Genomic DNA, 25330 nt, shown 5'->3' with positions numbered 1-25330 from the left:
CCGTGGCCATCGCTTCTCCCTGTTCCAATATCCGCATTGCGGCCCTTATAGCGATGTTCGCAATTGCCAGCGCTGCCCGGGCCCAGACGCAGGAAGAACAGCCTGCCGATACGTTCGTGACGGACGCGATCGAGCGGTCGGCCGTGCCGATTTCACCTGAAGATCTGGACGAGCCGGTGACCATCGAGGAGATGGAGGAACAGGCGCTTCGCGAGACACTGCGGGAAAGTGCAGGCCGGTCTGTGGAAACCGCCGGCGATGACGTGGGCGAGCGACTGGAGGCGAGCGATACCGATGCCATCAGTCCGATTGCGCGCATAGACAATCGGATCGAGAACAGGGTCCGCAATCGCCTGCAGACCAGGATCGATCGTAACGCCGACACCTCAGCCGATACGACCTCGGCCATCGAACGCGCAGACAGGCGGACCAGGGACACAAGCAGGGCCCAATCACCCCGGTAGGCCGCGCCGGCTCCCTAGAAGGCGTTCCGATGAAGCAGCACGCGGAACGTGAGCGCGACGATCACCATGTCGCGCCAGATCGACCAGCTTTCGAGATATTCTAGATCGGCCTGGAGCCGGTTGCGGAGGTCGTCTTCCTCCATCGTGGCCCCGCGAAATCCCCGGACTTGCGCCAGTCCGGTCAGTCCGGGTTTGGCAGCGTGGCGATGCCAGTAGCGCGTATCAATATCCCAGAACAGCTTGTCCGCTGCGCGCGATCCCAACGCGTGGGGTCGCGGTCCGACGATACTCATCTTACCCGATATGACATTGAAAAGCTGCGGCAGCTCATCGAGGCTCGTCGCGCGAATGATCCTGCCCACCCGAGTGATCCGGTCATCATCCCTAGACGCCGAACGATCGCCCGCGGTGTCGGTCTGATCGATACGCATGCTGCGGAATTTCAGCATCTCGAACATCTCGTTCCCGCGGCCGATCCGTGTCTGGCGGAAAAGCACGGGCCCCCGGCTGTCGATCTTGACGGCCAAGGCTATGAGAAGGAAAACAGGGGCCAGCACCACTATTCCCAACCCTGCAAGAACGAGATCGAACAGGCGTTTGGCAGAGCGATCGTACCAGCCGAGCGCACCGGCAGAAATCACCAAGCTGGTCTTGCCGTCGTAACTGCCAACCGCCAGCGGGGCGAGCTTGTCCAGCTCCGGCATCAGTATCTCACCGTCGATACCCGCGCCCTTCAGCGCGTGCGCCCAGGCGGTTCGCTGATCCGGTTTACAATCGACAATGATCCGGTCCGCATGCCGGATTGCTCGCGCGAAGTGATCATAGGCAGCCGGATCGCTCGTGGCGGGATCGAAGCTGAGCGAGGCGATATTGATGACATGGCTGGTATCTGAATCTGGCCGCCGATCCCTGTCGGTAAGCAGAACGATTTTGAACGGATCGCCTTCGACGAACCATTCGAGATTGCGGGAAAAGCTGTATCGCGCCGTGGTAATCAAGATCGCGCTGAAAGCGAAACCGCTGATCGCGATGAACCGGGGGAGCGTATCGCTGGTTTTGAATACGTAGGCGATCAGAAGCAGGACGCCTGCGGTTGTGACCAGCGCCTGCAAGCCGCCGCGCACCACGACGAATGGGTCTCGGGCCCCTTCCCGCGAGAGCGAATGCGAATTGAACGCGGCGACGACATATACGCCCATGGTCATCAAGACCATTGGCACCCAATCGGCGTCGCCGAGAACGGCAGCGCGCAACATCGCGGCAAATCCGAAACTCAAGAGAATACAAAGAAGATCGAGCGCGAGCAGATTGAAGACGATACGCCGCCGCATCGTCGCTGCGGTGGGTTCGATCTCGCTAAAGGTCAGGCGCGTGGCAGCATTCGAGAAGCGGTCGGTCGGAACATCCTTGGGAGAGCCCATATCGCGCGCGCCTTCACACCTCTTGGTTATATCGCGCACGTCGGGTCCGCGTGGCGAGAGATTGCTCCGATCGGATCGGGATCGGCGAAGCCGTGATCGGTCGACCCTGGTTAGCGACAAATCTTAACACCAAATCCCATTCCGGTAACGAATATGCGAATGCTTTGCGCCCGATCCCTGCTCCGGCACTGCGCCCCGTCGGGTCCCGGCACTAGCGAGTCTGCTGGGGCTCGGCAATGCGGAACGGCAAACTTGGCAGCGGGTTGATCGCTCTCTCCCCACACTGCGGGAAGATTCTCCGATACACGAACCGGAGACGCATCGAGCTTGCCATGCATCGAGCGCATGATTAATCGCGCCAAGCGAAGGGGGCAAATCACCTCCGAATTCCAGATGTTCAAAGGTGACCGAGTTGAACCAGAAAACAGCACTGATTACCGGGATCACCGGGCAGGACGGTGCCTATCTTGCACAATTGCTTCTCGACAAAGGCTATCAGGTCCACGGGGTGAAGCGCCGTTCGTCGTCGTTCAATACGGGCCGGATCGAGGACATCTATCAGGATCCGCACGAGAAGGACGCCCGCTTCCATCTTCATTATGGCGACCTGACCGACAGCACCAACCTCATCCGGCTGGTGCAGGAAACCCAGCCCGACGAGATCTATAATCTGGCTGCGCAAAGCCATGTCGCCGTCAGCTTCGAAACGCCCGAATATACCGCCAATGCCGACGCCGTGGGCGCCTTGCGCCTGCTCGAGGCGATGCGAATCCTCAAGCTGGAGGAGAAGACCCGCTTCTATCAGGCGTCGACATCGGAACTCTACGGACTGGTTCAGGAGGTCCCGCAGCGCGAAACCACGCCTTTCTATCCGCGCAGCCCCTATGCGGTGGCCAAGCTCTATGCCTACTGGATCGTGGTCAATTATCGCGAAGCCTACGGGATCCACGCCTCCAACGGCATCCTGTTCAATCACGAGAGCCCCTTGCGCGGCGAGACCTTCGTGACCCGCAAGATCACCCGTGCCGCGGCCGCCATCAAGCTCGGCCGGCAGGAAAAGCTCTATCTCGGTAACCTGGATGCCAAGCGCGACTGGGGCCATGCGCGCGAATATGTGCGCGGCATGTGGATGATGATGCAGCAGGACGAACCGGACGACTACGTGCTCGCCACGGGCGAGACGACGCCCGTGCGCACCTTCGTCGAATGGGCGTTCGAGGACGTCGGCATTTCGCTCCGCTGGGAAGGCGAAGGCGCGGAAGAAAAGGGATATTGTCAGGCGACCGGCCGCTGCCTGGTCGAAGTGGATCCGCGCTATTTCCGCCCGACCGAAGTCGATTTGCTGATTGGCGACCCGACCAAGGCGAAGGAAAAGCTCGGCTGGTCGCATGAAACGCCCGTGCGCGAACTGGCGCGGGAGATGGTTCGCGCGGACCTGGAAGTCATGGCCGTCGAACCGATTGCAAAGGGCAGCTGAACAATCGGCATGCCGATTGCGCACCTGTGAAATATCATATGCTCAAAGAGACGCTTCTCCGCTTCGCCCATCGCAACGGCATCAATCTTTCGCGGAACGCGGACGAGCAACGCGTTCGCGATCTGATTGCAAGGTTCCGACCGGTCGAGACCGACATCCCGCTGGTGCGGGTGGGCGGGGATAGCGACGGCGGCTATCTCGTACCCGACGATCTCGACGGCCTGACCGCCTGTTTTTCGCCCGGGGTCGACACGACCGCAACCTTCGAGCGCGATATGCTTGCGCGCGGAATACCATGCTTTCTGGCGGATGCTTCGGTCGAGGGTCCGCCGATAGAGAATCCGCTGATCGACTTTGAACGCAAGTTCGTCGGCGTGGTGGACAAGGGGGATCTGATAACCCTCGACAGCTGGGTAAACGGCAAGATCGCCGCACCCGGCAGGGACATGATCCTGCAAATGGATATCGAGGGCGCGGAACTGCCGGTCCTGCTGAACTGCAGCGACGAGATCCTTCGCTCCTTCAGGATCATCGTGCTCGAGCTGCACTCGCTCACCGAGATCTTCCAGCCGACCGTGCTTACCATACTGGAAGCACTGATGGATCGGCTCGGGGACGTGTTCCACGTCGTCCATCTCCATCCCAACAACTGTTTCCCGCCGCGGGTTCTGAATGAGATTGCCCTCCCGCCATATCTCGAAGTGACGCTCCTGCGGAAAGACCGGTCTGACGCACGCGGTTACGCGGCCCAATTCCCGCACCCTCTCGACCGACCCAACGTACCGGAACTCGCGGACTATGATCTTCCGGCCGTGTTTCGAGGTCCGAAGACCTGAAGCACATGTCGGCGTACGGATCGCAAGCCTTTGGGATCGGTGCCGATTTCCAAGTAGCTGTGCAATGTTAGGCGGCTGACCGCATCAGAAGGACTCTGGTTTTGCTCGATCCGAAAATCCGTCGCAAGCTGGGTGCCCTCTATGAGCCGCTGGTCAAAGGGCGGCATTCACCGCCGGTCCGCCTCGCCTACGCGGCACTTGGCGCCCTGCCCTATCTGCGGGTCCGGCGGCGGGGAAATTTCCATTTCGATCTCGATACTCCCATCGGAATGGGCGGCCTGCTCGTGCACGCCATCCAGCTTCATAGCCACTACGATAGCCAAGGTCGGTCATGCCTCGTCAGGGCGAGTAGCCCACTCTATTCGCGGGGCGACGAGGACATTTTCTCGACCTATTTCGAACGCCCGCCATGGCCCGCCGGTGCTCGCCCGGTGTCCTCTGCCGCAAAGGCGTTCGTGACCCAGTACATTCGCGACGAACATCTGGATCTGCCAACTGCCAGCGCGACATTTTCAAAATATTTTCAGCCGAGCGAGACCCTCCGCAATGCAGTTGCGAGCGCATCGCAGGGGCGTGAGACCTTCGACGTCTCGATCCACTTTCGCGGCACGGACAAATATCTGGAATCGTCGATCCCCGAATATGATCGCATGTTCCGCGAGCTGGATAGGATACTCGCCGATCTCCCCAAGCCTTCGATTTTCCTCGCCACCGACGATCAAGGCTTTTCTCGCGCCGCGAGAGAGCGCTATCCGCAAGCGACCTGGGTGTCCTACGACATGGCCCAGCTCGATCCTGACGTGCCCCGGCATTTTTCCGATTTGCCGCCGGAAGACAAAGCCATCGAAGCTCTGGTCAATATCTTCCTGCTGGCGCGCGCGCCGATCTGCGTGCGGACGTGCTCTTATTTCTCGGCCATCTCGGCGCTGATCGCGCCAGACATGATGACCATCACCGTAAACCCGTGGGCTCCGGGGAAGGGCCCGTTTCCCGAACGACAAATTGCCGAGAGGGAAGTCCGCAACAGAGCATGACGGCGGCCCGGCGTTTCACGCGGCTCTTGGCGGATGAATATCCCACGGTCGCATCTTCAGCTTCGCACGTGCAATGATGCTCAAGAACCGGCGTCGCAAATACGATCAATCAGCGCCTCCAGTTCCGTCTGGCTCGCGGCGACAAGATCCACGCCTTCGGCACGAGCGGCTTGGCGATGGTTCGCACGTTCGCCCGTTTCTTTCGCCAGCGTATTGATCAGCGCCACTGCGCTTTCCTCGAAACTCGTCTCGCGACCGAGTACCGTTACCGAGGCGAGCGATGCGAATTCATTGAGGCACCCCTGATCCGTAGTGCACACGGAAACGCCGCGCACGAGCGCTTCCACGACGACGAGAGGATAGGCTTCGGTCTCGTAGCGTGTCGGGAAGACGAAGAGATCGATTGCTTCGAAGAACGCTTCCTTGCTTTCGCCCGTCACGCGCCCACGCCAGTCGAGCCGTTCCCCTAGCCTCGCCTGCGCTGCAAGGATCGCTTCCTCCACATCGGTGCCGACCGCCGGCCCTGCCAGAACCGCGCGAATGTCGGACCCGCTTTCGCACAACGCCGTCACCACGTTCAGAAAGCGACCGACGCCCTTCTCGAAGGTGAGGTTAGAGAGCATGCCGATGGTAAACGGTCGATCTATCGGAGCAGGCTTGATCGGTTCCGGCAAAGGGACCGTATTGGGCACAACGCGCACCGTTCCCACGCCAGAGTAGCGCTGACGCAGCAGCGCCTCCATCTTCGAACACAGTACGACATGCTCGCTTGCAGGGCCCGCCACGCGCGCGAGCGTTGCAATCGGCGCGCTTGAGGCGAGCAGGTATCGGAAGCTGTGATGATGTAGGAACACGCGCATGCCGAGCAGACGTGCCGTCCCTACCCAGATGACGGTCAGCCAGCCACCGCTGCCATCGTCGACCGAGCCATAGGCTGCGGTCGCACCGCTCAATCGAGCGCTCACGAGCTTGGGAATGGCCGCTCCGATTCTTCCGAGCCGTCGGAGTTTGGCAAAAAGGCCCCGTTCCTCGATCCCCGAAGCGAGGTCGACGACCTTCACCCGGGTTCTGCGCGACAACCGCTCGACCATCATCACGTTCACGCTGGCCATTCCGTGGTGCGGTGGCGGCAGCGGACCGACAAAACATATCATCGGGCGGTATCCGCTAGATCAGCCGGCGACATGACCGAACAGGAAATCGGCCTGGGTCGGGCCGAACCGGTCCGTAGTAACCTGGTTGAACACCCCTTGAAGCTCCAAGCCCTTCGAGCGGAGCAGTTCGATGATTTCTGACGCCAGCGGCTGCTGCTCGTAAAGCGTGACGAAGCTGAGTTCCACATAAACGAAATCGATCACGCTGAAATCGTCGATACCTCGGAGCACGCTTCCCTCGGCACCCTGAACATCGATCTTGACCAGGATGGGTCGCGGCAGCTGGCCCAGATCGATGCATTCGTCGAGACGCTTCAGTTGCACCGTGATTTCCGAACTCTCCCGCACACCGAATGCATCGGTTTGCGCCTGCTCGATTTTGAGCAAGGATGAGCTGTCGGCCCGGTCCGCGACATGAAAGGTCGATGTGCCAGCTTCTTCGGCGATCGCAACTGGGTGGAGCGTCACGTCTCTCTCGCCGCGAAACACCTGTCGGTAGAGCTTGGCTTCGGATTCGAGCGGTTCGAATGCAATGATGCGGGCTTCAGGGAACAAACCCCGCACGGCAGCGCTAAACTGGCCCTTGTTGGCCCCAATATCGATCAGGCTTGCCGGGCGCGCGATCTCGATCGCGCGGAGATGCTCGATAGCCGGGGCCACTCCGTAACGAAGGCTTCGCCGCCACATTCGCCGCGGCAGCGATGCCCCGGCCTTCAGCAACTTGTCGATGGTTGGCGTCATGGCGAGTGTCCTTAGGCGTGCGTTCATGGAATACAAGCATCGCACCGTCCACATGCGTGCTCGGATAGTGGCGAATTTGCGGAACGCCCCCCCGCGGCGCTCGGCGGTGCATCGCCGGAGCCATCGGGAAAAGCCTCCAAATGCGGCTGGCAAAGGCAAGCGGCATTGATTACGGACGCGGCAAGCCCGGCCTATATCTCAACTCGATCAAATATGGACAAACGCGTGTTCGAATTAGCCAATCGTCGCATATTCGTGGCCGGTCATCGTGGCATGGTCGGCTCCGCCATTGTGCGCCGCCTTGCTGGCGAGAACTGCGAAGTGCTCACCGCCACGCGAGACATCCTCGACCTCAAGGATCAGGGGGCAGTGCGGGAATGGTTTGCCCGTGAGCGTCCCGATGGCGTTTTCCTTGCCGCCGCCAAGGTCGGGGGCATCCTTGCCAACGACACGCTGCCCGCCGATTTTCTTTATGATAACCTGATGATCGAGGCGAACGTCATAGAGGCGGCGCATCGCAGCGGTGTCGACAAGCTCCTGTTCCTCGGATCAAGTTGTATCTATCCCAAATTTGCCGATCAGCCGATCCGCGAAGACGCGCTTCTGACTGGTCCGCTCGAGCCGACGAACGAGTGGTATGCAGTCGCCAAGATCGCCGGGATCAAGCTCGCCCAAGCCTATCGCCGCCAGCACGGCCGCGACTTCATATCCGCGATGCCAACCAATCTCTATGGCCCGGGCGACAATTTCGATCTCCAGTCCAGCCACGTGCTTCCCGCGTTGATCCGAAAGGCGCACGAGGCAAAGATGACCGGTGCGGACAGCATCACGATCTGGGGCACGGGCACGCCGCGGCGCGAATTCCTCCATGTCGACGATCTGGCCGACGCATGCATTTTCCTGATGAAGAACTACTCCGAAGATGCGCACGTCAACGTCGGTTTCGGTGACGACGTGGCGATTGTGGATCTCGCCCAGCTTGTATCGTCGGCGGTCGGGTTCGACGGCGCCATCGTAACCGATCCGACGAAACCCGATGGTACGCCGCGAAAATTGATGGACAGCAGCACCTTGCGGGCAAGAGGCTGGGAACCGAAGATCTCGCTCGAAAGCGGTGTCGAAGCGGTCTACCGGTGGTTCCTTGAAAACAAAGCCTGACGAACCCGGGCTTCGCCGCATTCGGCTATGCCCAGCGCCCTCGAATCGAAGTGCAATCTGCCTGACGTGCACCCCAGCCACGCAAGCAAATAGGTGAGCAAATGCCCCAAAGCCTGTCGACCGGGGTCCTGAGTATCGTCGCAGCGCTATTCGCCTTGCTCGCACTTGTCGCGTCCAACGATAGTGCGGGGGGCCTATTCAACGATCAAACACAGATCGTGCTCGGCGCGGGCTTTATACTGACGATCGTTCTGCTGACGATTGCTTCGGTTGGCGACAAGATACGCCTCACCCTCCAGATCACTGCAATCTATTTTTCGATCTACCTCCTGCTTCCGGGTTACAACCACCACACGATCAATCGCTTCCCATTCTATGGCTTTTCCTACCCCATGGAGATCAGGACGACCGCTGCTCTGATTGTTGCGGTCTTTCTTTTGATCCTCCTTGCAAGTTACTACCTTTCCAGCAAGGTAGCGAACGAGCCTGTAATAAAGAAGCCCGTCGTAATTAAAGAAAATATCCTGCTCGGAGTTGCGCTGACGATTATCTCGATTGCTTCGGCGCTCTATTTCATCGAGACCGTCGGCCTGGAATATGCTTTCGCCATTCGATCTGCCGAGGATACACTTGGGTTGGAGGCCGCGCAGGCCGGTGTAACCGTCCAGTTGCCGCGGACGTTGGTTGTCGCTCCGGTGATATACGGGATTCTTTTGCTTGCACATCATCGCACGAAGAGCATGGCGCTCGTGATGCTGGCTATCAATCTGCCGATTTTCCTGGTTCTCAATTTTCCACTGGCGATCGCACGCTTTCAGCTTTTCGGCTACTTCCTGCTGTTTCTCATGCTGGTAATCGATTTTCGACGCGTCTCTCGCCGCGCGACCATCAGTCTCGGCTTCATCGGCGGCGCGCTTGTGGCCCTGCCGCTTGCCGATCACTTTACCCGCCAGGGCGGCACTTTGGCGGACCTCGATTTTCGTCGCTTGCTCTCGGGATATTTCAGCACCGGTGATTTCGACGGATTCCAGTCAATCAACAATGCGGTGGTGTATGTCGAAACGGTAGGCTTCGAGTTCGGACGACAATTTGCGTCCGCGATTCTGTTCTTTGTGCCGAGATCGATCTGGTCGGGAAAGGCGGAGGCTACGGGCTCGATCACTGCCGAAGCGGCCGGCTACAGCTTCGTGAACATATCGCAACCGCTGCCCAGCGAATTCTTTGTCGATTTCGGTTGGTATGGCGTCGTCGTGGGGGCGGCATTGCTGGGATGGTGCTTCTTCCACCTCGACCGGTGGTTTCACAATCGTTGGACGTTGGATATCCGTACGCGGCTTGTTGCCGGGCTTTTCCTCGGTTTCGCTCTCATCCTCTACCGCGGAAGTCTTCTCGGGGTCGTGGCACCGATCGCGTTGCTCATCCCGAGCCTCCTCGCGATTTGGCTATTCGGAACGGCGCGGCTTCCATCCGCAGTGGCGAGGCCCGCACCGGTGGGCATGAACAACGCGATGCAAAAGGCATGAGTCGGGGTCGCGCTGGCAAACGCTGAAGACATCCGCGTGAGGATTGCGCTCAAGCGAAACGCGATCTCAAAAATGAACCCAAAAAGGTCGAAGGTCGTCGGCATTCGTCTTCGCGAGGCCTCTTCACATGCCCGACCGACCGGTCAGTTGTCTGATCAATCAATTGCCGTAGGACGTTCGGCAGGAGGCACGATTTTTGATTACGCCTGAACCCTTGAGGCCCGCCTTGCTGACCCGTCTCAGGAATACCACCCCGCATCAACGGCGCCTGGCATTGTCGTTGATGACCAGTTTCGGAACCAAAATCCCGGGCCTTTTCGGGATTCTTTTTTTCCTGCCCAAGCTGAAGGCGGAGATCGGCCTTACCGATTTCGCCACCATGATGGCCGCTCTCTCCCTCGGGGCCGGCGTCACATTCGTGATGTCGGGCTTCGGGTACCTGGGGCGCAGGCTCGTCGGAGAAGCTTTCAGCCGCGACGATCGTGAGGCTGAAGCCAACAGTTTGCGCGCGATATTCGACTGCGTATTCATCGTTACAATCGTGTCGGCCCTTTGCATCGTCGCCTATGGTGTCGTGAGCGACAGCCCGCCGATACTTTACGGCGGCGCATTGTTCACGGCTTTCGCGATTCTCGTTCAACAGCAGGATGGCATCCGTGCCGCTTATAATGAGCATTACGTCACCGCCTCTATCCTGTTCGTCCTGCAGTCGGTCGCCTATGGAGTGGCGCTCCTGATACTGCCCTCGTCCGCCTACGGCATCCTGCTCGGCTTGCTGGTGATTATCGGGCCGGCGCTCGGCACGAGCATCCTGTCCTTGGTCGATCTCCTCTACAAACGTCCCTATCTTCTCACCGGGGCTTCGCTGAACGTGAAATCGATCGCTCGCGAGGGCCTCGTCCTGGGCCTCGGCGAAGGCCTCCTGATGGCCAGTCTCAATTTCGTGGTTCTGGGCCTGGACTTCGTCGGCGCAACCAACGCCAGTGCCTGGTTTGCAACGACGCTGCGTATCTTCATGGTCGTTCTGGTGCCTGTCATACTGATACTCGTGCCGGTCTCCAGTTACATCCGCCTCATCTGGGGTGGATCGACGAGCAAGCGCAAGCGGCTGATAATAAACGGGGTTTTCGGCATCAGCATGCTCTACAGCTTGGTTGTCGGCGCGGGGCTCCTGATCCTGATAAAAGTCTATGTCGGCCAGATCATGGGCATCGCGTTCGAGGGGAGCGTTTTTGAGCTTGCACTCATCCTGACAATGTTCGGCGGGGTGATCGTCTTCAAGAGCTACACCGCCGTCACCTTTGTCATCATGGATAGCCAGAGACTTTCGCTGATCCTCACGGGTGCAACCCTTGCTGCCCTGTCGGTAGGCACGTTGCTCATACCCTTCTTCACGCCCCACGAGGTGATGGCGACCTTCTCGGGCGTTCTCGGGCTGTCGATCCTGCTCGTCATCGTTCTGGATGTCTTGCGATTCAATCGTTCCACGAGATGAGATAGCCTCGGCGGTCGGGGCAAGTTGACAGCGGTAACAGACCCGAGATACGGACTCGGCCTAGGGGCCTTCGCGAAGAATGCCCCGGGGTCATCGCAGAAGGATGTCTTAGTGAACCAGGAGGCGAGTGTGGCATTCGGGCGGTGGCAGAAGCTGGTTACGGGTTCGCCTAACAACAGATCCAGGCTGCACGATCAGCAAGGCAAACGCCTGCCCTTGGGACGCTTGGTCAGAAACGGGCCGTCGGCGGTGGTCAGTGGCCTGATGCGGATCTCGGTCGACAAGCGCCCATCGGTACCGTGGATATCCTACGATGCGCAGGCTCTTCTCGATATGCGGCTCAACAAGTCGATGCGAATGCTCGAGTACGGCTCGGGCATGTCGACCGTGTGGTATGCCGAGCGCGTGGGCCACGTGGTATCGATCGATGACTTCCACCCCTGGTACGAAAAGGTGAAAGCCAATCTCGAGAGTCGGGGTGTGCAAAACGTAACCTATCGCTACGCCGAGGGTGTGGAAGACTATTGCTCCCCGACCGAGCAAGAACGCGACGGCGGGTTCGACTTCATCATGATCGATGGCAGCTATCGCGATACATGCGCGCAAAAGGCGCTCGAACTGATCAACCCCGGCGGAATGATCTACCTCGATAACGCGGACCGCAGTCATACCGATCCGCGCGACGGCGACGCGAAACTCGCTCGGGAAATCCTGCTGGCGCATGCGGACAAGGTCGGCGCGGACATACGCTGGTTCACGGATTTCGCTCCGACGCAATTCGCAGTCACTGGCGGATTGCTCGTTACTCTGCCCGAGTCGTGAGCTCTTTCGCTACGGGCGAAAAGCCAGAGCTTCGATAGACACTGCCAGGAAGGCGGTTTTCCACCGGCTGCCCGTCGCTCGAAGTCCGGCAGCAAAGATAGTCCTCGGCCGAGGAGACCCGTCAGAGCGGGTTGCGCACCAGATCGGCGATGTGCGGCCGGACGCCGTCGACGAATGCCGCGACATCTCCCGACGGTGCCAGCTGAGCGGAACGGGCCGAAAGGCGATCGTGCAATTCCCGGTCCGATCCCAGCCGGACAAGGGCATCGGCCCAGCCCGACGTGTCGCCGGGGGGGACCGTAAGGGCGTTTTCCCCATGCAGCGCGAGCGTATCGGTCGCGCCGATCCCGGGGGACACGATCAAGGGCAGGCCAAAGGCCAAGGCCTCGTTGATCACGAGCCCCCACTGCTCCTCGACACTTGGAAGGGCGAGGCACAATGCGCCCCGCATCAGACCGGCAACCTTCTCCGGTCCTACGAATCCGAAGAAGCGGACATGCTCGCCGATGCCGAGCCGCTCGGCCTGCTGGCGCAATTCGCCTTCGAGGGGTCCACCGCCGCATAGCTGCAGTTCCCTCGGGCGATCGACGCGCGCGCAATAGAGCGCATAGGCATCCAGCAGTAACGACAGGTTCTTCTTCGGTACGAAGCGTGCCACGGCCAGGAACGGCCTCGCATCCCACGGCTGCGGCTCGATCGAAGCTGCAAGATGGCGGACCCGTGCGATGGAAACGGAATCGTATCCTTCGGTTACCAGGCGATGCCCGAGGCCGAGATGGTGGAGATATTCGCGCGAACGGCGCCCGGAAGCAAACCCGCCCGAATAGGGCAGCATAAGCCCTCTCTTCGCCGTCTCCAGCCAGGCTTTGCGCGGCTTGTCGTCATATTTGGAATCGAGCATGACGATGGTTCGCACGCCCCGCATTCGCGCGCTGATGGCTGCCGCGAAATGCGACGGGCGCTCGTAACCTGCAAAAAATACTGCGCTTGTCGCCGGCCGGGTTACTTCGGACATGAGCGCGCGGGCGATCGCGACTGTCGACAGTGTCTCCATGGTCGCGCCCGGAAAGAGCGTGCGCTTCTCGAAGTTCTTGCCGACACCGCTCGCCGACCATGCATAGGTCGAGCTGGCTTCGGCCAATTCGACGCCGACCACATGGGCGCGCCCTTCCAACGCCGCGCCCACCGCTTCGCAGCGATCCATGTGGTACGGACCAAACTGGTCCCATACGAACAGGACCTCCGGCAAGACGTCTGGACCTTGGGTCACCCTCACATTGCCTCGAGCTCGCGCTCCACCCCGCTCAGGATCGCGTCGCGCGACCAGCGCTCTTCGGCGCGGATGCGCGCCTGTCGCGATGCCGCCGCATGGCGCGAAGGATCGTCGACAAGGGCCTCGATCGCGCTCGCGAAAGCCGGACCATCGCCGGGGGGTGTCACGATACCGCAGCCTTCCGCCTCCGCCGCCAGGCCCGTTCCGGGGGCGGCCGTCGCGACCACCGGGCGACCCGATGCCAGCTGATTGGTCAGCTTGGACGGCAGGACCAGATCGGCGGCTCCGGCAACCTGCGGCAGCAGGTGGATCGTCGCGAGGCCCATCAGCTCGTTGAGCATCTCGCGCGGCTGGAGGTCGTGGACCTGCACATTCCGCAGGTCGGCGGTTTCCGACGCGATGCGATCCCGGCTCGGCCCGTTGCCGCAGACAACGAAGCTGATCTCGTCGGCGCGGTGGGCGAGACGCTGGGCCGCTTCGACCACGATCTCGATCCCCTGCTTGTTCGCCAGGTTGCCCGAATAGAGCGCCACGTGCGGCGTGGTGATGTTCCAGCGCTCGCGATACGACGATGGGTGATCGAGCGGGCGGATCGCCTCGAGATCGGCCCAGTTACGAAACTCGTATACGCGCTCGGGGGCGACGCCCTTCTCCACCAGCCGCTCGCACATCCGCGGGGAAATCGTGCTGACCTTGTCGAACCTTTTCAGCAGGTTTGCCTCGAACGCCCGAGCGCGGCGCGCGACCCCGCCGTCGGGCTGCATGAGCCCGGTCGCGATGGCTGCGTCGACTTCGAAATCCTGCACGTGCAACCAGCTAGCCGCACCCGAAGCACGGGCGGCCGCGAGTGCCACCGGCGCGGCGATCAGCGACGGGGCAACGGTGAAGACCACATCCGGCCTCATGGCGCGCGCGCGTCGCAGCGTGGGTGCAAGCGCGCTCGCAGCGAAAGAGGCATGGTGGACGATCCGGCGGGCCCCACTCGGATTTGCCGGCACGTAGAGCGGGCACCGTGTGACAGCGACGCCATCCTCCACGGTTCGCGTCCAGCGCTTGCCCGAATAGCCATCGGCCACGCGCCATGCCGGGTAGTAGGGCTGTGCGGCCACCATCGCGACCTCGTGGCCGTTCTCCGCCATCCCGCGTGCGAATTCCGTGCTGTAAGGCGCGATGCCGATCGGCTCGGGTGTCCGATTGATGCCCAGAACCAACAGTTTCATCTTCGGTAGCCGCTTCCCTCGATGGCTCCGCCGCGCCGTATCGGAGCGCGGGGAATAGGCAGCGTGCCCGATGCCCGCAAGGGCAAAAGCCCTCTGGCGTCAAGGCCCAGGCGGGCGCCGCGATGAGCGCGGGAATGCTTGGCGGCGGGCATGGGCTGGGCTAGACGCCGGAGCATGAAACATCAGTCCGTCCGCCCCCTGGCGATCTTTGCCACCTGCGCCGCTCTGACTGCTTGCTCGCCACCCGACGACAGCATGGAGATCGGGGAACCCGAGGCGCAGCAGACCTTCGGTGCGGAGGCCAAGCGCATCGCCGGCAAGCTTTCGCTCGGCAGCAGTGGCGACCAGACCGAGCTTGCGGATGTGAACCGCGCATTGGCGTGCAGCCTCGCACTCGAATCGCTGTCGGGTCGGCTGATGCAGGGGGGCGGCCTTGCCCCTGAGGTGATCCAGGCCTTCAACCAGGCGCGGGAGATTTACACGACGAGGGCGAATGTCGGCCTGTCGGCTGCGGAAGCCGAGGAGGCGCGCACGGCGGCCGAGGAGGTCATGCCCGAAGAGAGCGACCGCGCGCGGCTCGCGATCGGCTGCCTTCGCGACCTGACGTGATGACGCTCTAGCTCGCGAGCCTGAGCCTGGTAGGACCGCCTTCGGAGCGCCGTTCGCCGCCCCATATCCCCCGCGTGTCGTAGACCAGTGCATCGGCGCGCTCGGCGGCGGGAATCGAGCGGAACAGGTCGTGATCGACGAGCACGATCAGGATCCCGCAGGTTTCGAGCGCGGTGTCGATATCGACCAGCCGCGCACCGGTATCGCCGAATTCTACGGGCAATTGGCGTGCGTAGGGCTCGACGATATTGACCCGCTCGCCGAACTTGCGCGCCAGCCGGGCGGCGATGAAGCGCGCGGGGCTTTCGCGGAAATCGTCGATATTGGCCTTGAAGGCGAGGCCGAGGCAGGCGACCGGCACGCCCGGATTATCGGCGATCATCCGGCTCGCCTGCTCCAGCACATGGTGCATCTTCGCATCGTTCACCTCGCGCGCGGTGCGGATGACGCGCGAATCCTCGGGCGCGCCGTGGACGATGAACCATGGATCGACCGCGATGCAGTGCCCGCCCACGCCCGGTCCGGGCTGCAGGATGTTCACCCGCGGATGGCGATTGGCGAGGCGGATCACTTCCCACACGTCCAGCCCCTGCTTGTCGGCAATGATCGACAATTCGTTGGCGAAGGCGATGTTGACGTCGCGAAACGCGTTTTCGACCAGCTTGGTCATTTCGGCCGAGCGCGCATCGGTCGTCACGCATTCGCCGCGCACGAAGCGCTTGTAGAAGGCCAGCGCCTTTCGCGCACAACGGGGGGTGATGCCGCCGACCGAGCGGTCGTTATGGACCAGCTCTTCGAGGATCCGCCCGGGAAGCACGCGCTCGGGGCAATAGGCAACCGCGATATCGGGGGTGCCGGCAGCAATGCCGGGCATCGCGAGGTCGGGCCGCAGGGCCGCCAGCCGGTCGCGCACGGCGCTGGTCGTGCCCACCGGGCAGGTCGATTCGACGATCACCAGCGCGCCGGCCTGCAACACCGGCGCGATCGCATCCGCCGCCGCCATCACGTAGCCGGTGTCGGGCGTGTGCGCCTCGTCCTTTTCGAACGGGGTCGGCACCGCAATGACATAGACGTCGGCGACCGGCACCTGCGTCGTTGCGCGCAAGCTGCCGCGCGCAACCACCGCCTGGACCAGTCCGTCGAGATCGACTTCCTCGATATGGATATCGCCGCGATTGATCGTCTCGACGATCGTTTGCGAGGTATCGACGCCAACGACTTCACATCCGCTGCGCGCGATGATCGCAGCAGTCGGCAGGCCGATATAGCCGAGCCCAATCACGGCGACGGTCGGTGCATCCTTCGTCATGTGGTTGGGTCCCGAAGCAGTAGCGAATGTCATGGTGCGGTGACATGGCACGAAGGCGGTAAATTATTCGGTAAGGCCGTTATCGCCGCCCGGTCGCGCGCGCGGTTTCGCAAGCAAGCGAGCGCGTGCCCTTGCCTTGCTCCGGGGCGCTCGCCAAACCATACGCATGAGCATGATTTTCGGCGTCTTGGCGCGCGGCGCGGAACCGGTCCGGCAGGAATGGCGTGACGCGATGGAAAGGCGCGCCTCGGCCTGGCCCGCAGATCACGCGGCAAGGCACGCCGCGAGCCACGGCTTCGTCGCCCTGCGCGAGCGGAGCGCTTTTGCAGGTGCGGCAAGCGCCGGTTTCGCGAGCAATGCAGCCCACGCGCTCGTGTTCGACGGTCGGCTCGACAATCGTCGCGAGCTCTGCACGGAGCTGGAGCTCGGGCAGGCGCACGATGCCGAGATTGCGCTGGCCGCTTTCGACCGTTGGGGCGAAAATTTCGCTGCGAGGCTGATCGGCGATTTCGCCATGGCCGTGATGGGCGAAAGCCGGCCGACGCTCACGCTGGCGCGCGATGCGATGGGGGTCCGCCCGCTGTTCGTGGCGCAGACAGCGCAATTCGTCGCCTTTGCGAGCAATATGGACGTGCTGCTCGCCCTGCCCTTCGTCGATCGCACGCCCGATCATTCCTGGCTGGTCGACTTTCTCGAAGCGATCCGCACCGACGCCACCAACACGCCCTATCGCGGGATCGCGATCATGCCGCCGGCGCATGCCGCGCGACATGGTGACGGGGAGGACCGGCTGGCGCCGCACTGGTCCGTGCCGCCGCTCGATACGGTGCTCTCCATCACGCGCGAAGAGGCGGTACGCGAATACCGCCGCCTGTTCGACCAGGCGGTCGCGTGCCGCCTGCCCGAAAGGGGCATCGCTGCGTGCGAGCTGAGCGGCGGCCTCGATTCCTCCAGCATCGCGGTCACCGCGGCGCCCTTGCTGGTCGAACGCGGCGATCCCCTGCTCACGCTCTCCCACGTGAATGATCCCGAACGTTCGCAGGGATTGCCGATCGTCGAGGAGCGGGAAGAGATTTCCTCGACCCTTTCCGTGCTGCCCGATGGCGTCGAGCACTGCTGGCTCGACACGAGCCCGGATTCGCAAATCGCAGTGCTGGGAGAGATGATCGCCAAGCACGGCGGCCCGCAGCGGCGCGATTTCAGTAGCGGCCAGCCTCGGCTTGCCGTCATGATGGAAGAGCGCGACTGCCGCGTGCTGCTGTCCGGTCATGGCGGGGACGAATGCGTGACCTCGCATGGCGCAGGCTATCATGAGAGCCTTGCGGCGGCCGGTGCGTGGCAGCTGCTTGACCGGCGGGTGAGCTGGAAAGCACGCTGGCTGTGGCGCAGCGCAGCCGGTCGCGCAGTGCTGCGGGCGCGGATCGTGGCGGCGCAACGCGCGCGCATTCGCTCCGCCCCGCGCTTCACGCTGCCGACCTACAAGCCCGATGCTCAGCTTCTGGCGAGCAGGTATGCCTTTCCCAATCGACCGGCCTGGGGCACTTTCGCCGAGCGCGAGCGGGCCGTGATTACGGGATCGCATATTGCGCACCGGACGCAGGATTGTGCGGTCGGCAGCGGGCCGAGCGGCTTTGCCCATGCCTATCCCATGCTCGACACGCGGCTGGTGGATTTCGTCCTGCGGCTCCCGGATCTCCTCAAGCAGGATGGGGATCACAAGCGTGTGCTGATCCGCAAGGCGATGGAGGGCCGCCTGCCCGATCGGGTGCGGGAGCGAACCGACAAAGATGGCGCGGTCATGCCGGTCGCGCTCTCCGGCTTCCATGAAGGGCTGGACGAATTTGCCGCGCTGTTCTCTCGATGCGCCGATCATCCGCTTTTGTCGCGCCTGCTCGATCTGAAGAGCCTGCAAGCATCTCTCGGTCGTTACGCGCTTACCGACAAATCGCAAAACCCGTTCGGGAACCAACAGATCCGGCGCGCTGCGCAGCTCTGCTTGTGGGTCGAAGAACAGGACCGCATGAAATGATGAGGCGGTAAGAACCGGTTATTCAGCGATTTTCCTACATTGACAAGAATGAGGCGCAATGGCAGCGCCTGACGGCGATAACTGGGGTGTAAACTGGGGTATACGTGGGATGATGCAGCAGATGCCAGCCACAGAAAAGCAGACGTGGGTCGAGCCCACGCTGACAGTGGTAGCGATGACCAGCGACGTTCGAAGCCAGATCGGTCCGACAGTGGACGAAGATTTCGACGGGTTTCCATCCTGAACGGTTGTCGGACGGACGCCAGTCCGCTGCGTCCGAAACGGATCAGGTTACCGTCGGCCTGAGAGCCAAGCGGCTCGTACGGTCCTGAGCCCGTTTTCCGTAACCTTTCCGCTACGATCCGATGCCACGTTTCCGCGTTCACGACCTGACGATCGAGAGCGAGCTGCCGCTTCTTCTGGAGGCGGATGGCGCGAGCCATGCTTCGGGCGATCCGGTCATCGTGACGGCGGGATCGGTTCCCGAAAAGCTGGCAAAACCGACGATTAAACGCCGGTATTACGAAGCCGCCCCCGGCGAGGTTCTGATGCGGACGCGCGGTGTGGGCCGCATGCATATCCACGAGGGCAGACACATACGTTACGAGCTTGCCTCCACCGGCAGCGCGCAGGACATGGCGGCGCATATTCTCGGCAGCGGATGCGCGGTGATCCACCAGCAGCGCGGCAGAGTGGCGCTGCACGGCGCGAGCATTTGCAGGGATGGCCGGGCACTGCTCATCTGCGGGCCATCGGGAGCGGGCAAATCGACCATCGCCGCGCATATGCTCGAACGGGACGGAACGACGCTGGGCGACGATGTCAGCGTCATCGGCGATGCGCCGCAATTCCTGGTCCACCCCGGTCCGCCGTCGACCAAGCTCGCCGAACAGTCGCTGGCCGCGCTTCCGCTTTACAGCTGTCTGCCGAGAGAAGGCACATGCCCCAGCGGCAAGGCCATTATCGGGACCGCAAGCCGCTTTGCCACCGCGCCCGTGCCGCTGGCGGGGATCGTGGTGATCGCGAAGCCCGGCGCAAGTCGCGAGGTGGACGTCAGGCGGCTGTCGGCCACACAGGCGCTCGCCGAGCTGCGCGAGAATACCTTCCGCAAACGCTGCATTACCGACGATGTCGCACCCTCGCTTTTCGCACGCTGGAACGAGCTGGCGAACGCGATCCCGGTCTGGCGGATAGCGCGCCCTGCCGAGCGTGACTCGCGCGCAGAAATCGTCGACATTGTCGAGCAGCTCCTGGCCGAAGCACGGATTCGGCACGCGGCGATCGCACGGTCGCCACGGTCGGGGCAGGGGATGGAAGGGTGATGGAATCAGGCGCGAGCGAGCGGGTCTATGTTCCGGCGCACGATGTGCTGGTCTCGGACATCGACGACACCAAAGTGCTCATGTCGATCGAGCGTGGCCAGTTCGTCGAGCTCAACGCCACGGGCAGCGCAATCTGGGAGCGGCTCGACGGCAAGAAATCGGTCGGAGAGATCGTGCGCGAGCTGCAGACGCTCTACGATATCCCGCAAGAGGCTTGCGAAGCGCAGGTCTGCGCATTCCTCACCGATCTGCGCGATCACAGCCTGATCGCACCCGTCGACTGATCGCAGGCAGCATGCACGAAGCCGCCCGAACCCGGTACGCGACACTCGACCGCATCGGCGATGCGCATATCAACGCCGCGCTTCTCGCACAGCTCGACAAGAAGATCGCTTCCGGGACGGCCCCGGACGAAGGGCACATGATGCGCGCCAACCTCCTCCGGCGCAGCGGCAGGATCGCCGACGCGCGCGAGGCCATCCGCGCGCATCTGGCGATCGATACCATGCCGGACATTCTCGCGATCCCACCCGGGCTCAAAAGCGAGAACGCAACCAGCGTCGCGCCGCTGATCGTCATCGACGATCTGTTGCCGCGCGACGAGATGGAGGCGCTGTATCGTCATGCCTGTTCGCTGGAGACGAAGTTCGGCAAGGCCGGCATCTCGCGGCGGGGAGGCCCCTATGATCCGCAGAAGCGGGAAACTCTGTGGACCGCGAACTTCGAGGTGAAGCGCCAGTTCTTCCTCGACTTCATCGCAAGCAATCTCGCCCGTTTCCAGTCCGCGCTGCGCATGCCCACCTTCACCATCGAAAAGTCGGGCATCAAGCTGACCAACCATGTCGATGGCGGCTTCTTCAACCTGCATCGCGACAATCTGGAAGGGCCGAACGATGCCGGGCGCGCAATCACCTGGCTCTATTACTTCGGCGCCGATCCGCCGCGCTTCTCGGGCGGCGAGCTTTTCATATTCGATTCCGATCCGGCCAACGGCAGGGCGGCCGAGAATTTCTTCACCAAGGTCGTCCCACGGCCCAACCGCTTCGTCGCCTTCCCCAGCTGGTATTTTCACGCGGTCGGCCCGACGCGCGTGCCCGGCAACCGCTTTGCCGACGGGCGTTTCGCGGTCAGCGGCCATTTGTGGAAACCTGCCGACACGCTGGAATGGACCTACCCGTGAGCGATCCGGCGCATCTTCCGGTGTATGTGGAACAGCCGGGCAGGCATCTCTTCGTCTCGATGGCCGACCCTGCCGCGATGGATGCCGCCGCGCCGTTCTTCCGTGAGGGGCTGCCGCGCGATGCCCGGGACCGGAGCATGGCGCCGCTCGCCCAATGGTTGCCGAGGCAGGTCGCGCCGCAGCCCGACTATTCCGACATATCGGTCATCTTCCAGGTGTCGCGCTGCGGCTCCACGCTGCTCGCGCGCAATATCGCGCAGCACGAGGACGCGCTGGTGCTCAGCGAGCCGCCGTTCTTTGCGGCGCTGCATGGCCGCTTTGCCGCAATCGAACAGGGGCCCGCCGCGATGCGGGTGTCGCTCGCCATGCTCGAGCCCTGGCGGTTGCGGGCGAAGGCAATGGGCAAGCGGCTGGTTCTCAAACTCAGCAGCAGCCTCAATCCCTTCATGCCCGCGCTCCTCGAAGCGATGCCGGGTGCACGGGCCCTTGCGCTTCACCGCGAGCCGCTGGCGGTGCTCGAATCGCTCGACCGCAGTCCGAGCGTGAGCCTGCGGGCGCAAGGGGAGCGCCAGCCCTCCGCCCTCCTGCCCGAGCTGCGCCCGCTGGAGGAGGACCGGTCGCTTCTGATCGCGGCGGATCGCTACATCCGTTCGGTGTCCGCCATGCAGACCGCCCCCGACACCGTATTGCGCGTCGACTACGACGACCTCGCGGACGCGTATCCGGACATCCTCGACCATCTCGGCCTCGATCGACACGGGGGGCCGCGCTGGTCGAGCGCGGGCGATGCGAAGGCGCGCTGGGTCGGTCAGGCACGCGAATATACGCCAGCCCCCGGCGAAAGACTGGCAGGTTTCGCCGCGCGGCATGCCGATCTGCTCGCCATCGTGCGCCGGCATCATTCCCCGATGGCGCGCGCCCGGGAAGCCCGCCGCTCCACGCTTCACAACCCGATCGAGAATTGCGCATGAACCAGGCGGTCTTTCCCACCTTGGACCTGACGGGCGAGAAGAAGCCCGACTACCGCCTGCTGCTGGTGATCGCGCTGACCGTCGCGCTCGCGCTCTTCTTCTGGTCGAGCAGCCGCTATCCCTCGCTCAGCGAAAAGGCGCTGATGGGTGCCGACACGCCGCTCTCGGGCCTGTCCTTCGACATCGCGATCGAAGTGATCCCGGGCGCCAGCTTCCTCTCGGTCCTGTGGGCCAATACGATCAACTGGATCGTGACCAACCTGAAGGGCATGACCTTCGGCGTGCTGTTCGGCGCGATGGCGCTCACGCTGCTGTCGCTGTTGCAGAAGCGCTCCTTCCGCAACGGCTTCGCCAATTCGGCGATGGGCGCGGTCATCGGCGCGCCGCTGGGCGTGTGCGTGAACTGCGCGGTGCCGATCGCGCTGGGCCTGCATACCGGGCGGCTGCGGCTGGAAACGACGCTGTCCGCGATGCTCGCCAGTCCGACGCTGAACGTGATCGTTGTCACGATGAGCTTCGCCCTGCTCCCGTTGCAGGTGGCGGCGGTCAAGCTGTTCGCATCGCTCATGATGGTGCTTGTCGGCGTGCCGCTGATCTGCCGCTTCCTCCTGCGCGACGAAACCAACGCGACGTTCGAGGGGCGCGCCACGGGCGCGATCGACCAGAAGCTGGGCGGCCTGTCGGGCTGGCTGATGCGCAACCTGGCGCCCAAGGATTACGAGGCCGGGGAATACGGCCCTCTCGCCACGCTGCAATGGTTCGTGCGCAACTACGCGCGCAACCTGTTCTTCATCTTCATCGTCACCGTCCCGATGATGTTCGCGGCGGCCCTGCTGGGCGCGCTGTTCGTCGAAGTCTTCAGCCCCTACGCCTTCGTCGGCGTCCTTCCCGGCGGAAGCTACGCAGCGCTTGCGCTGGGCATGCTGCTCGCCGCGCTGTTCCTCAGCTTCGCGCCCGCGCCGATCGCGCTCGACGTGATCCTCACCGCGATTCTGCTGAGCATCGGGATGAAGGATTCCTACGGCGCCACGGCGGTGGTCGCGCTGGGATCCTTCAGCGTCTACGCCTTCATCGTGATCGGCCGCGCGATTTCGTGGCGCACGGCGGTCTCGATCTGGCTGATGGTCGTCGCCGCGGCCGTGTGCGCGGGCCTGCTCGCCCAGATTCTTGGCGGGCCGGCGCGCGATTTTCGCATGGCAAGCTATCGCACGCTGGTGGCGAACAACCCGGTGGTCGCCTGGCCCGAGGCGCCCGATACGGAGCGCGCCACGCCCCTGACCGAGCTCCAGCCGCAACTCGACGCGCAGGCGGTGCGCGGCGAAGCGATTGCCTTCACCCACGACGGCGCGCGCATTTCGGGCCTCCTCTCCCTGCCCCTGGGCGCCAATCAGGCGGCGACGGCACAGGGGCCGGTCTTCACCCGCATCGTGGGTCGCGACCTCGGCATCGGAATCGCCGAGCCGCTCCATTCGATGGCGCGGTCCTTCTTCCACCAGTTCGACGGTGGCGTGGCAGCGGGCGATATTCATGGCGACGGCTGGGCCGACCTCGTGCTGCGCAAGAGCTTCCTCGGTACCGGCGCCGCGATCTATGCCAATATCGGTGGCAAATTCGTTCGCCAGCAGACCGATCTCGGCCCGGTCGACGACGCGATCGTGCATGCGGTGGCGCTGGCGGACCTGAACGGCGATGCCGCGCTCGACCTGTTCGTCTCGACCCAGAACAAGGGCAATTACCTGTTCTGGAACCGCGACGGCAGCTTCGATGCCGCCGCATCGGTCAAGCTGGAAGGCGACGATCGCGCGCTCACGCAGTCGGTCGCCTTCGCCGATTTCAATCGCGACGGCATCCTCGACATCGCGCTGGGCAATGCGGGCATTGGCCTGTCCTCGCCCGGGTTCGGCCGCCATACCGCCGAAAGCCAGCAGAATTTCCTGCTCCTCGGCCAGGGCGACGGCACGTTCGAGCGGCGCTCCTTCGGCGATTTCCCCGGGCAGACCCTGACATTGCTGGCGAGCGATTTCGACCGCAACGGGACGATCGACCTGCTTTCGGGCGACGATGTCGCGTGGACCGACGAGTTCCAGATGTTCGACGCGAACGGCGTCATGAGTTCGGCGCGCGGCACGGCCGTGCCCTTCCCGTACCGCTTGCGCACGTCGATGAGTTACGACGAAGGCGACATCAACAACGACCTGATCCCCGACTATTACGGCGGGCAGATCGCATCCGCCGACCAGTCGGGCTCGACCGCGGAGCGAATCGCGAACCTGACCACGATCTGCGAGCAGATCGGCGCGGACGAGCGCTGGGATGCGCGCGCCCGGAAGGCCTGCGTCGGGCGGTTGAACGAAATCTCGCAGCTCAAGGGCGGATACCAGACCGGGCTCCAATCGGGCTGCGAAACCTTCCGCGACCCGGGCCTGCAGGTCCAGTGCGCGGCGCGCGCCTTCACGCAATATTACTCCGCCGAGCGCAGCGACGCTCCCGACCGGGCGCTGCACGCCCGGTGCCGGCGCGATATGGGCAAGAACCCCCGCTTCCTCGAGCTCTGCGACTCGCTGCTGCTGCGCCAGAAACCCCAGACTAGCGCGGAAGAGCTCGAAAAGGCGCTCGGCCCCAGCTATTTCGATCGCAATATTTTGCTGACCGGGCGTGCGGGCGGCGGATTCGACGAAGTGGCCGCCCCGCAGGGCGTCGATCGGCCCGGCTGGACCTGGGATGCACGCTTTACCGATCTCGATCAGGACGGCTGGCAGGACCTGCTCGTGATGTCCGGCTTCTGGTCCCGCACGCCCGAGGATGATCGCAACACCTTCTATCGCAATGTCGAAGGCCGGTTCGAGGATGCGAGCGCCGCCTTCGGCCTCGACGATCCGATCCCTTCGCTCAGCGCGGCGCGGCTCGATTTCGACCGCGACGGCGATGTCGACCTCGTGCGGTCGCTATCCGGCCCCAATGTGATCGCCCATCGCAACGATCGCCCGGCCGGTCGCGGGCTGCTGGTCCACCTGCGCCAGCCCGGGGGCAACAGCATGGCGATCGGCGCGCGTGTGACGATCTGCACGAATGGCGCCACGCGGGTGCGCGTCGGCCCGTGCCAGGTGCGCCCGGTCAAGGCGAGTGGCGGCTATCAGTCCTTCGACCCGATCGCCGCGCATTTCGGGCTGGGCCGCGCGCGCAACGTGTCGCTGATCGTGGTCGACTGGCCCGACGGATCGCGCTCGCGCATCCGGCCCGAGGCGCTGGCCGGGGGCGAGATCGTCGTCACCCGCGCCGCCGGGGCCTGACG

The 25330-nt window shown here is 63.1% G+C and carries 22 protein-coding genes; 16 read left to right on the top strand and 6 right to left on the bottom strand.

What is annotated here, in order from left to right:
- Window positions 1–2 precede the first annotated feature (2 nt).
- A complete protein-coding gene (locus DL238_RS03435) occupies window positions 3–464 on the top strand; it encodes a hypothetical protein (protein ID WP_147290982.1) in 462 nt (153 codons plus the stop codon).
- 14 nt (window positions 465–478) lie between these two features.
- Here DL238_RS03435 and DL238_RS03430 read toward each other — a convergent pair whose 3' ends face one another.
- Window positions 479–1885 carry a sugar transferase gene (locus DL238_RS03430; RefSeq protein WP_115490978.1) on the bottom strand — a complete coding sequence of 469 codons (1407 nt, stop codon included), beginning with the start codon at window positions 1883–1885 and terminating at the stop codon, window positions 479–481.
- Window positions 1886–2297: 412 nt separating this feature from the next.
- On the opposite strand from DL238_RS03430, the gene gmd reads away from it, so the two are divergent.
- The 3 genes from gmd to DL238_RS03415 all read left to right on the top strand — a co-directional run bounded on the left by gmd (window position 2298) and on the right by DL238_RS03415 (window position 5232).
- A complete protein-coding gene (gmd, locus tag DL238_RS03425) occupies window positions 2298–3362 on the top strand; it encodes a GDP-mannose 4,6-dehydratase (RefSeq protein ID WP_199798031.1) in 1065 nt (354 codons plus the stop codon).
- Between the two features lie 38 nt (window positions 3363–3400).
- Window positions 3401–4198 carry an FkbM family methyltransferase gene (locus tag DL238_RS03420; RefSeq protein ID WP_115490976.1) on the top strand — a complete coding sequence of 266 codons (798 nt, stop codon included), beginning with the start codon at window positions 3401–3403 and terminating at the stop codon, window positions 4196–4198.
- A 101-nt stretch (window positions 4199–4299) separates the two neighbouring features.
- Entirely contained in the window at window positions 4300–5232 is a 933-nt protein-coding gene (locus tag DL238_RS03415; protein WP_115490975.1) for an O-fucosyltransferase family protein, read from the top strand.
- An 80-nt stretch (window positions 5233–5312) separates the two neighbouring features.
- On the opposite strand, the gene DL238_RS03410 is transcribed toward DL238_RS03415, so the two are convergent.
- Both DL238_RS03410 and DL238_RS03405 read right to left on the bottom strand, forming a co-directional pair.
- Window positions 5313–6326 (bottom strand): glycosyltransferase family 4 protein, encoded by a 1014-nt coding sequence (locus tag DL238_RS03410; protein WP_234031082.1) that lies wholly within the window; start codon window positions 6324–6326, stop codon window positions 5313–5315.
- 78 nt (window positions 6327–6404) lie between these two features.
- Window positions 6405–7127 (bottom strand): FkbM family methyltransferase, encoded by a 723-nt coding sequence (locus DL238_RS03405; RefSeq protein WP_181883806.1) that lies wholly within the window; start codon window positions 7125–7127, stop codon window positions 6405–6407.
- A gap of 213 nt (window positions 7128–7340) precedes the next feature.
- Between DL238_RS03405 and fcl the strand changes: the two genes are divergently transcribed.
- The 4 genes from fcl (at window position 7341) to DL238_RS03385 (ending at window position 12125) form a co-directional block, all read left to right on the top strand.
- Window positions 7341–8285 carry a GDP-L-fucose synthase gene (gene fcl, locus DL238_RS03400; protein WP_115490972.1) on the top strand — a complete coding sequence of 315 codons (945 nt, stop codon included), beginning with the start codon at window positions 7341–7343 and terminating at the stop codon, window positions 8283–8285.
- Between the two features lie 101 nt (window positions 8286–8386).
- Window positions 8387–9808, top strand: a complete 1422-nt coding sequence (locus DL238_RS03395; RefSeq protein WP_115490971.1) for an O-antigen polymerase — start codon at window positions 8387–8389, stop codon at window positions 9806–9808.
- 196 nt (window positions 9809–10004) lie between these two features.
- Complete coding sequence (locus DL238_RS03390; protein ID WP_147290980.1) at window positions 10005–11303, top strand: hypothetical protein; 1299 nt, start codon at window positions 10005–10007, stop codon at window positions 11301–11303.
- Window positions 11304–11567: 264 nt separating this feature from the next.
- Entirely contained in the window at window positions 11568–12125 is a 558-nt protein-coding gene (locus DL238_RS03385) for a class I SAM-dependent methyltransferase (RefSeq protein WP_115490969.1), read from the top strand.
- Window positions 12126–12246: 121 nt separating this feature from the next.
- On the opposite strand, the gene DL238_RS03380 is transcribed toward DL238_RS03385, so the two are convergent.
- Together DL238_RS03380 and DL238_RS03375 are read right to left on the bottom strand one after the other, a co-directional pair.
- Entirely contained in the window at window positions 12247–13329 is a 1083-nt protein-coding gene (locus DL238_RS03380; protein WP_115490968.1) for a glycosyltransferase, read from the bottom strand.
- A gap of 68 nt (window positions 13330–13397) precedes the next feature.
- Entirely contained in the window at window positions 13398–14618 is a 1221-nt protein-coding gene (locus DL238_RS03375; protein WP_115490967.1) for a WcaI family glycosyltransferase, read from the bottom strand.
- 174 nt (window positions 14619–14792) lie between these two features.
- On the opposite strand from DL238_RS03375, the gene DL238_RS03370 reads away from it, so the two are divergent.
- Window positions 14793–15227 carry a hypothetical protein gene (locus tag DL238_RS03370; RefSeq protein WP_147290979.1) on the top strand — a complete coding sequence of 145 codons (435 nt, stop codon included), beginning with the start codon at window positions 14793–14795 and terminating at the stop codon, window positions 15225–15227.
- Window positions 15228–15234: 7 nt separating this feature from the next.
- Here the strand turns inward: DL238_RS03370 and wecC are convergent, their stop codons facing one another.
- On the bottom strand, window positions 15235–16536 hold the full coding sequence (gene wecC, locus DL238_RS03365; RefSeq protein WP_115490965.1) for a UDP-N-acetyl-D-mannosamine dehydrogenase: 1302 nt from the start codon (window positions 16534–16536) through the stop codon (window positions 15235–15237).
- Window positions 16537–16702: 166 nt separating this feature from the next.
- Between wecC and DL238_RS03360 the strand changes: the two genes are divergently transcribed.
- From DL238_RS03360 to DL238_RS03340, 7 genes are all read left to right on the top strand, one after another.
- Window positions 16703–18565 (top strand): asparagine synthetase B family protein, encoded by a 1863-nt coding sequence (locus DL238_RS03360; protein ID WP_115490964.1) that lies wholly within the window; start codon window positions 16703–16705, stop codon window positions 18563–18565.
- Window positions 18566–18686: 121 nt separating this feature from the next.
- Window positions 18687–18809, top strand: a complete 123-nt coding sequence (locus DL238_RS16485; protein WP_267897116.1) for a hypothetical protein — start codon at window positions 18687–18689, stop codon at window positions 18807–18809.
- A gap of 121 nt (window positions 18810–18930) precedes the next feature.
- Window positions 18931–19887, top strand: coding sequence for a phosphoenolpyruvate carboxykinase (ATP) (locus DL238_RS03355; protein ID WP_115490963.1), 957 nt, complete (start codon window positions 18931–18933; stop codon window positions 19885–19887).
- Window positions 19887–20171, top strand: a complete 285-nt coding sequence (locus DL238_RS03350; protein ID WP_115490962.1) for a PqqD family peptide modification chaperone — start codon at window positions 19887–19889, stop codon at window positions 20169–20171. The genes DL238_RS03355 and DL238_RS03350 overlap by 1 nt, the downstream gene beginning before the upstream one ends.
- Window positions 20172–20182: 11 nt before the next feature.
- A complete protein-coding gene (locus DL238_RS03345) occupies window positions 20183–21067 on the top strand; it encodes a 2OG-Fe(II) oxygenase (protein WP_115490961.1) in 885 nt (294 codons plus the stop codon).
- Window positions 21064–22038, top strand: coding sequence for a sulfotransferase family protein (locus DL238_RS16005; protein WP_181883804.1), 975 nt, complete (start codon window positions 21064–21066; stop codon window positions 22036–22038). Before DL238_RS03345 ends, DL238_RS16005 begins: the two co-directional genes overlap by 4 nt.
- On the top strand, window positions 22035–25328 hold the full coding sequence (locus DL238_RS03340) for an FG-GAP-like repeat-containing protein (RefSeq protein WP_181883803.1): 3294 nt from the start codon (window positions 22035–22037) through the stop codon (window positions 25326–25328). The genes DL238_RS16005 and DL238_RS03340 overlap by 4 nt, the downstream gene beginning before the upstream one ends.
- The last annotated feature ends 2 nt before the right edge of the window (window positions 25329–25330 follow it).

This window comes from Alteriqipengyuania lutimaris (assembly GCF_003363135.1).
Lineage (GTDB): Bacteria > Pseudomonadota > Alphaproteobacteria > Sphingomonadales > Sphingomonadaceae > Alteriqipengyuania > Alteriqipengyuania lutimaris.
Note: the sequence above shows the minus strand (reverse complement) of the source record. Positions and strands in the feature narration are given on the sequence as shown.

What these genes read in the sequence shown, in the direction of transcription:
- DL238_RS03430 (WP_115490978.1), bottom strand. Translation starts at nt 1,885, where the DNA reads ATGGGCTCTCCCAAGGATGTTCCGACCGACCGCTTCTCGAATGCTGCC.
- DL238_RS03420 (WP_115490976.1), top strand. Translation starts at nt 3,401, where the DNA reads ATGCTCAAAGAGACGCTTCTCCGCTTCGCCCATCGCAACGGCATCAAT.
- DL238_RS03410 (WP_234031082.1), bottom strand. Translation starts at nt 6,326, where the DNA reads ATGATGGTCGAGCGGTTGTCGCGCAGAACCCGGGTGAAGGTCGTCGAC.
- DL238_RS03405 (WP_181883806.1), bottom strand. Translation starts at nt 7,127, where the DNA reads ATGACGCCAACCATCGACAAGTTGCTGAAGGCCGGGGCATCGCTGCCG.
- fcl (WP_115490972.1), top strand. Translation starts at nt 7,341, where the DNA reads ATGGACAAACGCGTGTTCGAATTAGCCAATCGTCGCATATTCGTGGCC.
- DL238_RS03395 (WP_115490971.1), top strand. Translation starts at nt 8,387, where the DNA reads ATGCCCCAAAGCCTGTCGACCGGGGTCCTGAGTATCGTCGCAGCGCTA.
- DL238_RS03385 (WP_115490969.1), top strand. Translation starts at nt 11,568, where the DNA reads ATGCGGATCTCGGTCGACAAGCGCCCATCGGTACCGTGGATATCCTAC.
- DL238_RS03380 (WP_115490968.1), bottom strand. Translation starts at nt 13,329, where the DNA reads ATGGATCGCTGCGAAGCGGTGGGCGCGGCGTTGGAAGGGCGCGCCCAT.
- DL238_RS03375 (WP_115490967.1), bottom strand. Translation starts at nt 14,618, where the DNA reads ATGAAACTGTTGGTTCTGGGCATCAATCGGACACCCGAGCCGATCGGC.
- DL238_RS03370 (WP_147290979.1), top strand. Translation starts at nt 14,793, where the DNA reads ATGAAACATCAGTCCGTCCGCCCCCTGGCGATCTTTGCCACCTGCGCC.
- wecC (WP_115490965.1), bottom strand. Translation starts at nt 16,536, where the DNA reads ATGACGAAGGATGCACCGACCGTCGCCGTGATTGGGCTCGGCTATATC.
- DL238_RS03360 (WP_115490964.1), top strand. Translation starts at nt 16,703, where the DNA reads ATGAGCATGATTTTCGGCGTCTTGGCGCGCGGCGCGGAACCGGTCCGG.
- DL238_RS16485 (WP_267897116.1), top strand. Translation starts at nt 18,687, where the DNA reads ATGCCAGCCACAGAAAAGCAGACGTGGGTCGAGCCCACGCTGACAGTG.
- DL238_RS03355 (WP_115490963.1), top strand. Translation starts at nt 18,931, where the DNA reads ATGCCACGTTTCCGCGTTCACGACCTGACGATCGAGAGCGAGCTGCCG.
- DL238_RS03350 (WP_115490962.1), top strand. Translation starts at nt 19,887, where the DNA reads ATGGAATCAGGCGCGAGCGAGCGGGTCTATGTTCCGGCGCACGATGTG.
- DL238_RS03345 (WP_115490961.1), top strand. Translation starts at nt 20,183, where the DNA reads ATGCACGAAGCCGCCCGAACCCGGTACGCGACACTCGACCGCATCGGC.
- DL238_RS03340 (WP_181883803.1), top strand. Translation starts at nt 22,035, where the DNA reads ATGAACCAGGCGGTCTTTCCCACCTTGGACCTGACGGGCGAGAAGAAG.